10 protein-coding genes are annotated in these 9,698 nt (G+C 69.7%); all 10 read right to left on the bottom strand.

The window, feature by feature from the left end; translation table 11 throughout:
• Window positions 1-416 (bottom strand): GTPase (locus AC1D12_RS14915; RefSeq protein ID WP_477841219.1); only part of this gene is annotated, 416 nt, incomplete at its 3' end.
• Between the two features lie 135 nt (window positions 417-551).
• Window positions 552-1,670, bottom strand: coding sequence for an outer membrane protein assembly factor BamB (gene bamB / locus AC1D12_RS14910; RefSeq protein ID WP_477841217.1), 1,119 nt, complete (start codon window positions 1,668-1,670; stop codon window positions 552-554).
• Window positions 1,667-2,347: a YfgM family protein gene (locus AC1D12_RS14905; protein ID WP_047502518.1), complete on the bottom strand. Its 681-nt coding sequence runs from the start codon at window positions 2,345-2,347 to the stop codon at window positions 1,667-1,669. Before AC1D12_RS14905 ends, bamB begins: the two co-directional genes overlap by 4 nt.
• Window positions 2,348-2,380: 33 nt before the next feature.
• Window positions 2,381-3,703, bottom strand: a complete 1,323-nt coding sequence (gene hisS / locus AC1D12_RS14900; RefSeq protein ID WP_477841214.1) for a histidine--tRNA ligase — start codon at window positions 3,701-3,703, stop codon at window positions 2,381-2,383.
• An 87-nt stretch (window positions 3,704-3,790) separates the two neighbouring features.
• Entirely contained in the window at window positions 3,791-5,128 is a 1,338-nt protein-coding gene (gene ispG, locus AC1D12_RS14895) for a flavodoxin-dependent (E)-4-hydroxy-3-methylbut-2-enyl-diphosphate synthase (RefSeq protein WP_477827913.1), read from the bottom strand.
• A 3-nt stretch (window positions 5,129-5,131) separates the two neighbouring features.
• Window positions 5,132-6,100 carry a helix-turn-helix domain-containing protein gene (locus AC1D12_RS14890; RefSeq protein ID WP_477841212.1) on the bottom strand — a complete coding sequence of 323 codons (969 nt, stop codon included), beginning with the start codon at window positions 6,098-6,100 and terminating at the stop codon, window positions 5,132-5,134.
• Complete coding sequence (pilW, locus tag AC1D12_RS14885; protein WP_477841210.1) at window positions 6,093-6,911, bottom strand: type IV pilus biogenesis/stability protein PilW; 819 nt, start codon at window positions 6,909-6,911, stop codon at window positions 6,093-6,095. Before pilW ends, AC1D12_RS14890 begins: the two co-directional genes overlap by 8 nt.
• A complete protein-coding gene (rlmN, locus tag AC1D12_RS14880; protein WP_047502511.1) occupies window positions 6,908-8,065 on the bottom strand; it encodes a dual-specificity RNA methyltransferase RlmN in 1,158 nt (385 codons plus the stop codon). Before rlmN ends, pilW begins: the two co-directional genes overlap by 4 nt.
• Before the next feature lie 32 nt (window positions 8,066-8,097).
• Window positions 8,098-8,523, bottom strand: a complete 426-nt coding sequence (gene ndk, locus AC1D12_RS14875; protein ID WP_047502508.1) for a nucleoside-diphosphate kinase — start codon at window positions 8,521-8,523, stop codon at window positions 8,098-8,100.
• A 59-nt stretch (window positions 8,524-8,582) separates the two neighbouring features.
• Window positions 8,583-9,698: pseudouridine synthase (locus tag AC1D12_RS14870; protein WP_477841207.1), on the bottom strand; the 1,116-nt coding region annotated here is incomplete at its 5' end.

Raw genomic sequence — 9,698 nt, 5'->3', positions numbered from 1 at the left:
CCCATGCCGAGCTCGTAGAACTCGCCCAGCAGCGGCGAGTCGACCATGCCCTCGGCCTTGTTGACGGCCAGCAGCACCTTCTTGTTGACCGAGCGCAGGTAGCGGGCGATGTCGTGGTCGTGCGCCGACACACCGGCGCGCACGTCGACGACGAAGATCACCGCATCGGCCTCGGCGACGGCCTGGCGCGTCTGCTTGGCCATCTCCTTGACGATGCCGGTGGTGCTGTCGGGCTCGAAGCCGCCGGTGTCGACGACGATGAACTCGCGGTCGCCCAGGCGGCCGTCGCCGTAGTGGCGGTCGCGCGTGAGGCCGGCGAAGTCCGCGACGATCGCGTCGCGGCTCTTGGTCATCCTGTTGAACAGGGTCGACTTGCCCACGTTGGGGCGGCCGACGACCGCGATCACAGGTTTCATTTCAAATCCCTCAACATCGCCGCAGTGTGCGACGGCAGCTCGATCCAGCGGCCACCGTGGAGCCGGCTCTGCCGGGCCACTGGTGGCGCCCCCTTGAGGGGGTGGCGCGAAGCGCCTCCGGGGGTGGTCGTCATTTCACTCGGGGCGGAAGGCGAACAGGCCGCCGTTGTGCGTCGTGACCAGCAGCGTGGTGCCGCTCAGCACCGGCGTGCCGACCACCGGGCTGCCATCGGTCGGCAGGCGCAGCTTGAAGCTGCCGTCGGCGGTCGAGAGCCAGTGCACATAGCCCTCGACATCGCCGAACACGGCCATCTTGTTGACGATCAGCGGCGACGACAGGTTGCGGTACAGCAGCTTCTCGACGCTCCACGCCACCTCGCCGCTGGCGGTGCGCCACGCGGTGATGCGGTCGCTGGCATCGGCCGCGACGGTCACGTCCGCGTCGGCCGCGACACCCTGCAGGCCGCCGACATTGCGCGTCCACGCGAGGCTGCCGCGCTCGGCATTGACGCAGGCGACAGCCGCCTGGAAGGCGCGCGCGCAGACGCTGTCGCCGACGCGTGCGGCCGGCGCGACCAGGTCGGCCAGGCGCTCGATCTCGTTGGTGCCGCGCGGTGAGGCCAGCGACACCTCCCAGCGCACGGTGCCGCGCAGCGGGTCGAGCCCGGTGAGCTTGGCACCCTGCCCGACCAGCAGCGTGTCCTTGAACGCCATCACGACGCCCGGCTGCGACAGCGTCAGCGCATCGCCCGGGCGCTGGAAGCTCCACAGCTTGCGGCCGTCGATCGCGTCGAAGGCCTGCACCACGCGGTCGACACTCATCACGAAGACGCGTTCGCCGGCCACCAGCGGCGCGCTGCTGACGCGCGCCGGCAGCTGCTTGCGCCAGATCTCCTTGCCGGCATCCAGCGTGACCAGCTGGTTGTCGCGGGTCACGACGCTCACGAAGCGGCCGTCGCTTCCGACGCCGGCGCTGAGCCGGCCATCGGCCTGGCCGCGCCAGACTTCCTGGCCGGTGTCGGCACGCCAGGYGTAGACCGTGCCGTCATCGCTGGCGCCGATGAAGTTGCCGCCGGCCGCCACGATGGACAGCGGGAATTTCAGCGTGCCGATCGATTGCGTCCAGACCTGGCGCCCGGCGATCGTCGGCGTCAGTTCCTCGAGCACCGTCGGGCCGGGCCGGGTGGATTTGCTCGCGCAGGCGGCCAGCGCCGCGACCATCAGCGCCAGCGCGAGGCGCGTCAGTCCCTTCATGGGGTGCCCACCACGGCAGAGGCCGCAGCGCTGGCCGCCGGTGCGGCGCCGAGTGCCGTCAGCTTGGCCTCGACCAGCTGGCGGTACTCGACCGTGCTGTCGAAGCTCTTCCAGGCCTGGTTGTAGGCGGTCTTCGCCTCGTCGGCCTTGCCCTGCGCCAGCAGCACGTCACCGCGGCGGTCGGCCACCAGGCCTTCGAAACCGGCCGAGGTGGCGGCGTCCAGCGCCTTCAGCGCCTCGTCGTACTTCTTCTGGTCGAGCAGCAGGCCGGCCAGGCGCAGGCGCGCGATCGTCTGGTACTCGGCTTCGGTCGCGTTCTCGCTGGCCCAGGTCAGGCTCGCGCGGGCGGCGTCGGCCTGGCCCTTCTCGAACTGCAGCTTGGCGGCGAGCAGCGCGGCCTGCTGCGCGAAGGCGGTGCGCGGGAAGCGCTCCTTCATCTCGCCGAAGATGCGGCCGGCCTGGTCGGTGTTGCCTGCCGTCACGGCCTTGCCGAGTTCGTCGAACAGCATGCCGGCCTTGGCCGACTGCTCGCGTTGGTAGTACGTCCAGCCGTTCCAGGCCGCAAAGCCCCCCAGCGCCAGGATCAGCACCCAGGTGATCAGGTTGCCGTACTGGTTCCAGAACGCCTTCAGCTGGTCGATCTGTTCTTGTTCTTCGAGGTCGAGGTGGGTGGCCATGGGGATCGTTGGAAATTTCGGACGAAGCCGGGATTATGCGTTGCGCAGTTCAGCCGCCCACTCGGATACGCCCGAGAGCGACAAGTTGCGTTGTGTGACAGCCGGGTCACGCAATGATTTCAGCGCCACCTCGCCGGCCGCCAGCTCCGATTCGCCGAAGATCAGCGCCCAGGCGGCGCCGCTCGCGTCGGCCTTCTTGAACTGCGCCTTCATGCCGCCACCGCCGGCGTGCATCTGCACCGACACGCCGGCCGCGCGCAGCGCCTGCAGCGTCACCATGGCCTGCGGCAGCACCGCCGGCGACATCAGCACCGCGTAGGCGCGCGGCGCGGCGCTCGGCACCGGCAGCTCCAGCGCCTGGATCAGCAGCAGCAGCCGCTCGATGCCGAGGCCGAAGCCCACCGCCGGCGCCGGCTTGCCGCCCAGCTGCTCGATCAGGCCGTCGTAGCGGCCGCCGCCGCACACCGTGCCCTGCGAGCCCAACTGGTCGGTGACCCACTCGAAGACGGTGAGGTTGTAGTAGTCCATGCCGCGCACCAGGCGCGGGTTGACGCGGTACGGCAGCCCGGCGGCGTCGAGGATCGCGCGCACGGTGTCGAAGTGCGCGAGCGAGGCCTCGCCGAGGAAGTCCATCAGCTTCGGCGCCRCCTCGATCAGCGATTGCATCGCCGGGTTCTTGCTGTCGAGGATGCGCAGCGGGTTGCTGAGCAGGCGGCGCTTCGAGTCTTCGTCGAGCGCGGCGGCATGCTGCTCGAAGTACGCGACCAGCGCCTCGCGGTGCGCGCGCCGCTCGTCGGGCTGGCCGAGGCTGTTCAGCTCGAGCCGCACGTGCTCGCCCTCGACCAGGCCGAGTTCGCGCCACAGCAGGCGCGTCATCAGGATCAGTTCGGCGTCGACGTCGGGGCCCGCGAAACCGAGCGCCTCGACGTCCAGCTGGTGGAACTGGCGGTAGCGGCCCTTCTGCGGCTTCTCGTGGCGGAACATCGGGCCCAGCGTCCAGACGCGCAGCGGGCCGTTGTACAACGCGTTGTGCTCGACCATCGCGCGCACGATGCCCGCGGTGGCTTCCGGGCGCAGCGTCAGGCGGTCGCCGTTCATCGCATCGGTGAAGGAATACATCTCCTTCTCGACGATGTCGGTGACCTCGCCCAGGCCCCGCACGAACAGCGCGGTCGGCTCGACGATCGGGGTCAGCAGGTACTGGTAGCCGTAGCGCGCCAGCACCGAACGCACCGTCGTCTCGAACCACAGCCACAGCCCGGCATCGGGCAGTTTCTCGGTGCGCGGCACGCTGGCCGGCAGGATGTCGTTCATGCCCTTCACGGCCTGGAGGGCGGCTTGCTTGGTGTCAGCCATGGAAACCTTGGATCAATGGACGGGAAGCCGCCCCGAAGGCGGCTGCGGCAATGCGGGTGCGGCGACCGGCAACGCGTGGGAAACGCGTCAGGCCGCCACGGTCGAATGCTGGGCGGTGGCCGAGCCGAAGCGCTTCTCGATGTAGTCCTCGACCAGTGTCTGGAACTCCTGCGCGATGCGCTCGCCGCGCAGCGTCAGCGCCTTCTCGCCGTCGATGAAGACCGGCGCGGCCGGCGCCTCGCCGTTGCCCGGCAGGCTGATGCCGATGTCGGCATGCTTGCTCTCGCCCGGGCCGTTGACGATGCAGCCCATCACGGCGACCTTCATCGACTCGACACCCGGATAGCGGGCGCGCCACACCGGCATCTGCTCGCGCAGGTAGTCGTCGATCTGCTTGGCCAGTTCCTGGAAGGTGGTGCTGGTCGTGCGGCCACAGCCGGGGCAGGCGGTGACGCTCGGGTTGAACGCGCGCAGGCCGAGCGACTGCAGAACCTCCAGCGCCACCACGACCTCTTGCGTGCGCGCCTCGCCGGGCTGCGGCGTCAGCGAGACGCGGATCGTGTCGCCGATGCCCTGCTGCAGCAGCAGCGCGAGCGCGGTGGACGAGGCCACCGTGCCCTTGGTGCCCATGCCGGCCTCGGTGAGCCCCAGGTGCAGCGGGTAGTCGCAGCGCTTCGCGAGCGCCTGGTAGACGCTGACGAGATCCTGCACGCCGGACATCTTGCACGACAGCACGATCTGCTCGCGCCGCAGGCCGATCTCCTCGGCGCGCTTCGCCGATTCGATCGCCGACGTGATGATCGCGCGGTACATGATCTGCTGCGGCTCGAACGGCTCGGCGCGGCGGCCGTTCTCGTCCATCATCTGTGCGAGCAGTTCCTGGTCGAGGCTGCCCCAGTTGACGCCGATGCGCACCACCTTGTCGTGGCGCGCGGCGGCTTCGATCATCTGGGCGAACTGCTTGTCGCGCTTGTCGCCCTTGCCGACGTTGCCGGGGTTGATGCGGTACTTCGACAGCGCCTCGGCGCAGGCCGGGTGCTCGGTGAGCAGCTTGTGGCCGTTGTAGTGGAAATCGCCGATCAGCGGCACGTCGATGCCCATGCGGTCGAGCTGGTCGCGGATGTGCGGCACCGCCGCGGCCGCCTCGGGCGTGTTGACGGTGATGCGCACCATCTCGGAGCCGGCGACCGCCAGTTCCTTCACCTGGATCGCCGTCTCGATCACCTGCACCGTGTCGGTGTTGGTCATCGACTGCACCCGCACCGGTGCGCCGCCGCCGATCGTCACGGTACGTGCGCCCCAGCGCACCTGCGCCTGGACGGTGGTGCGCTGCACCGGCCGGGCCGGTTCGATGAACTCCTCGTCCAGCAGCAGGGCTGACGGGGCGGCCGAGGGGGAGGCCGACGGGGAAGAGATGGCGGTCATGGCTTACTCGAGATCGAACTTGGCGATGTTGTCGCGCGTGGGGGACATGGTCACCGCGCGGCCCCGGTAAGTAACCGTGGTGGCCGAAACGTTCCCGATTCTGACGTGAAGCGGGGAAGCCCCGTCCAGGCCCAAGGATTCCCCGGGCTGCAGCGAACGCGACACCAGCACGGTGCCGCGGCCGTCGATCACCTCGATCCAGGATTCGGCGGTGGCCTTCAGCAGCAGCGCGCCGGAGGTGGCACGGGGCGCCGCGGCCGGCGGGGCCGACGCCGGGGCCGGGGCCGCCATCGCGGAAGGCGCGACCGACGGTACGGCCGGCACGATGGCAGGTGCGGAAGCCGCGGGCAAGGTGACGGTCTCGACGACCGTGTTCGGCGGCAACACCGGCGGCATCAGGGCCGACGGCTCCGACGCACCGGCATCGGCAGCAGCCGGCGCCGGCGTTGCCGGTACCGATGCGCCCTCGGAGACGCGCGGCAGGTTCGACGCGATCCAGCCGCTGGGCAGCAGGTAGACCGCCGCGGCCGCGAGGGCCAGCAGCAGCGCGCCGATGACGCCGGGGTTCTTCAGGAAGCTCAGGTCGGTCGGCACGCCGCCCAACGGCTTGTCGCGGAATGGCGCGTTCAGGCCCTGGCTCAGGTGGTCGAGGCGGTGCGCCTGCGGCTGCGGCAGCAGGGCAAGCACCGGTGCGGCATCGATCTTCAGCGTGCGACAGACGGTCTGCGCCAGTGCGCGCGTGAACGTGGCATCGGGCAGTTCGTCGAAGCGATCGGCTTCCAGCAACTCGAGCTTGCGCGGCGCGACCTTGATCGAGGTCGCAAGCGCGGCGATGTGCAGGCCGCGCGCCTGGCGGGCCTGGCGCAGCAGCGTTCCCGCCGTCACCGGATCGGCGGGCGTCGATGCGGGCTGCACCGGCGCCTGGGCAGCGGACGCGCCGTCCTCGGGGTCGGCCGGCACCGGATCACTCATCGAACTGCCCCCGTTCGAACGCCGACGATTCGCGCGATTGCGGGAAGCGGTCGCGCAGCTGGCGCCCCAGGTCGACCACGCCCTGCCGGTTGCCGAGCTTGTTCTCGATGCGCGCGGCCAGCCACAGCGTCTGCGCGCTCGACTGATCGGCCACCGAGTTGACGCGGCGGATGTAGAAGCGCGCCYGATCCAGGTCGCCGCGGCGCAGCAGCACTTCGGCCAGGTTGACGCCGGTCGCGGGGTTGGCCGCATCGAGCTCGTAGGCGCGCAGCAGTGTCGCCTCGGCCTCCGGCCACTGGCCGGCGCGCGCCTGGCACACGCCCTTGGCCAGCAGAGAACGGACGTTGCCGGTGTACTGCGGTGCCGTCATCGCCTGCTCGAACAGCGGGAAGGCTTCGTCGAAGCGCTTCTGCTGGCACAGGTACCAGCCGTAGTTGTGCAGCGTGTCGCCGTCGCGCGGGCTCAGCTCGAGTGCGCGGCGGAAGCTTTCCTGCGCCATCACATCGTCGTTCAGCCCGGCGTAGATCAGGCCGCGCAGGTTGTAGCCCTCGGTCATGTTGGGCTGCGCCTGCAGCGCGAGCTTCACTTCATCGAGCGCCGTGGTCATCTGGCCGCGCGCGAAATACGCGCTCGCGAGCTCCATGCGCACCCGCGCCCGCTTGCCGGCCTCGGTTTCATCGGACGCGGTGGTCCGGTCGCGGGGCGCCTGCTCGACTCCGTTCACGGTGGTCGTGGTGGTACAGCCTCCGAGCAACGCAGAGAGAGCCGCAAAGGCCAGCGTGATCGACAAGCAACGACGTCCCCAGGTCATGAACGGCCCTCCTTCGAGCGTGATGTGATGTCTGCAGATTCGGTGACAGGGCGGTGCACGCGGATCGGTGCACGCGTCATGCGCTTGTGGGCCTGCGTGCGGTCCTGCACCTCGCCGGCGAGCTGGCCGCAGGCGGCGTCGATGTCGTCGCCGCGCGTCTTGCGCACGGTCGTCACGACGCCGGCTTCCTGCAGCACCTGCGCGAAGGCGCTCACGCGCTCGCGCGGCGAACGCTTCAGGCCGGACTGCGGGAACGGGTTGAACGGGATCAGGTTGAACTTGCACGACACCGCCTGGCTGATGCGCACCAGCGCACGTGCGTGCTCCGGCGTGTCGTTCACCCCGTCGAGCATGCAGTACTCGAAGGTGATGAAGTCGCGCGGCGCCTTGTCGAGGTAGCGGTTGCAGGCCTCGAGCAGCTCGGCGATCGGGTATTTGCGATTCAGCGGCACCAGGTCGTCGCGCAGCGCGTCGTCCGGCGCATGCAGCGAGACGGCCAGTGCGACCGGGCAGTCGTCGCGCAGGCGGTCGATCATCGGCACGACGCCCGAGGTCGACACCGTGACGCGGCGGCGCGACAGGCCGTAGCCGTGGTCGTCGAGCATCACGCGCAGCGCCGGCACCAGCGCCGAATAGTTCTGCAGCGGCTCGCCCATGCCCATCATCACGACATTGGTGATGGCGCGCTCGCCGGCGGCCAGGTGCAGGCGGCGGCGCAGGTGGTGCTCGGCGAACCACAGCTGGGCGACGATCTCGCCGGTGGTGAGGTTGCGGCTGAAGCCCTGGTGACCGGTCGAGCAGAAGCGGCAGCCGACCGCACAGCCGGCCTGCGACGACACGCACAGCGTGCCGCGGTCGTCTTCGGGGATGAACACCGTCTCGACGGCATTGCCGCCGCCGACGTCGAACAGCCACTTGATGGTGCCGTCGGTCGAGGCCTGCTCGCTGACGACCGCAAGCGGCGCGACGCAGGCGACGCCCGCCAGCTTGTCGCGCAAGGATTTGGCGAGGTCGGACATCGCATTGAAATCCGACGCGCCCTTCTGGTGGATCCAGCGGAACAGCTGGGTCGCACGAAAACGCTTCTCGCCGAGCCGCTCGCAGTAGGCAGCGAGCCCGTCGAGGTCGAACTCGAGGAGGTTGGTGAGACTCATGCCAGCCTCCGTCGAGAGGGGACGTTACTCGCTCAGCGCGAGTAGACGTTCATGCCCGGGAAGAAGAACGCGATCTCGACAGCCGCCGTTTCCGGGGCGTCGGAGCCGTGCACCGCATTGGCGTCGATGCTGTCGGCGAAGTCGGCGCGGATCGTGCCCTTCTCGGCCTTCTTCGGGTCGGTGGCGCCCATCAGGTCGCGGTTCTTCGCGATCGCGCCCTCRCCTTCCAGCGCCTGGATCATCACCGGGCCGGAGATCATGAAGTCGACCAGGTCCTTGAAGAACGGACGGGCCTTGTGCACCGCGTAGAACGCTTCGGCTTCACCGCGCGACAGGTGGGCCATCCGCGCGGCCACGACCTTCAGGCCTGCGCCTTCGAAGCGGGCATAGATCTGGCCGATCACATTCTTCGCGACGGCGTCGGGTTTGATGATGGAAAGAGTACGTTCGATCGCCATGATTTTTCTCCTGAATCAAGCACTTGGCAAAGCTTCGGATTGTATCGCTTGAAGGGGGCTCAACGGCCGCCGCGGCGACCACCGCCGCCACCGCCGCCGCCATATCCACCCCCTCCTCCGCCACCACCACCCCCGCCGAACCCACCGCCGCCGCCGCCCCGGTTGCCGCCGCGGCCGCCACCCCCCTTGCCGCCACGGCGGTGGAAGGCATCGGCACCGAGATAGCCCATCGAGGTCTGCAGCGGATCCGGCTCGCGCGGCCCGCCGCCCTTCTTCGGCTGGTTCGGCCGCGGCGGCGCACTGCCGCCCGGGCCGAAGCCGCCGCCGCCGCGGCCGAAGCCGGCACCGCCCGCAGGCGTGCGCGGCTTCTGCACGAAACGCTTGTCGAAGGTCTGCTCCAGCGGATTCGGGATCTTGGACGGATCGAAGTCCAGGCCGTCGTCGTCGCGGTCGAAGTCATCCGGCTGGCGCTCGCGCGCCTGGGCCGGCATCTGTTGAGGCTGCTGCTGAGGCTGGTTCTGGCCGCCGCCCCGGTTGCCGCGTGGCCCCCGGTCCTGGCGGTCGTTCGGGCGCTGGGCGTCGCGCTCGTTGCGCGGCTTGTTCTGGCCGTTGTTGTTGCCACGGCCGCGGTCATTGCCGCCGCGGTTGTCGTTGCCACGATTTTCGTTGCCACGGCTCTCGCCGCGGCCCTCCTGGCGCGGCTGCTGCGGATTGCCTTCGCGCCGCTGGCCTTCGCCACCGCCGGCCAGCCGGCGGATCGTGCGCACGTCGCCTTCCTCGAGGTCGACCCAGACGCCGCGCTTCAGCCCGCGCGGCAGCACCACGGTGCCATAGCGGATGCGGATCAGCCGGCTCACCGTCAGCCCGACCGTGTCGAACAGCTTGCGCACCTCGCGGTTGCGGCCCTCGGTGATGACGACGCGGTACCAGTGGTTCGCGCCCTCGCCGCCGCCGTCGACGATCGACTTGAAGCCCGCGATCTGGCCCTCGACCATCACGCCGTTCAGCAGCTTGGTCTTGTCGCCCTCCTCCAGCGTGCCGAGCACGCGCACCGCGTACTCGCGCTCGACGCCGAAGCGCGGATGCATCAGCTGGTTGGCGAGTTCGCCGGAGTTCGTGAACAGCAGCAGGCCCTCGGTGTTCAGGTCGAGGCGGCCGACCGACTGCCACTTGCC

Source organism: Rhizobacter sp. P1_G5, assembly GCF_056405435.1.
Note: the sequence above shows the minus strand (reverse complement) of the source record. Positions and strands in the feature narration are given on the sequence as shown.

Bases quoted from the DNA above. Each gene is read 5' to 3' on its own strand.
- AC1D12_RS14905 (WP_047502518.1), bottom strand. From the start codon at position 2,347: ATGGCCACCCACCTCGACCTCGAAGAACAAGAACAGATCGACCAGCTG.
- ispG (WP_477827913.1), bottom strand. From the start codon at position 5,128: ATGACCGCCATCTCTTCCCCGTCGGCCTCCCCCTCGGCCGCCCCGTCA.
- AC1D12_RS14890 (WP_477841212.1), bottom strand. From the start codon at position 6,100: ATGAGTGATCCGGTGCCGGCCGACCCCGAGGACGGCGCGTCCGCTGCC.
- rlmN (WP_047502511.1), bottom strand. From the start codon at position 8,065: ATGAGTCTCACCAACCTCCTCGAGTTCGACCTCGACGGGCTCGCTGCC.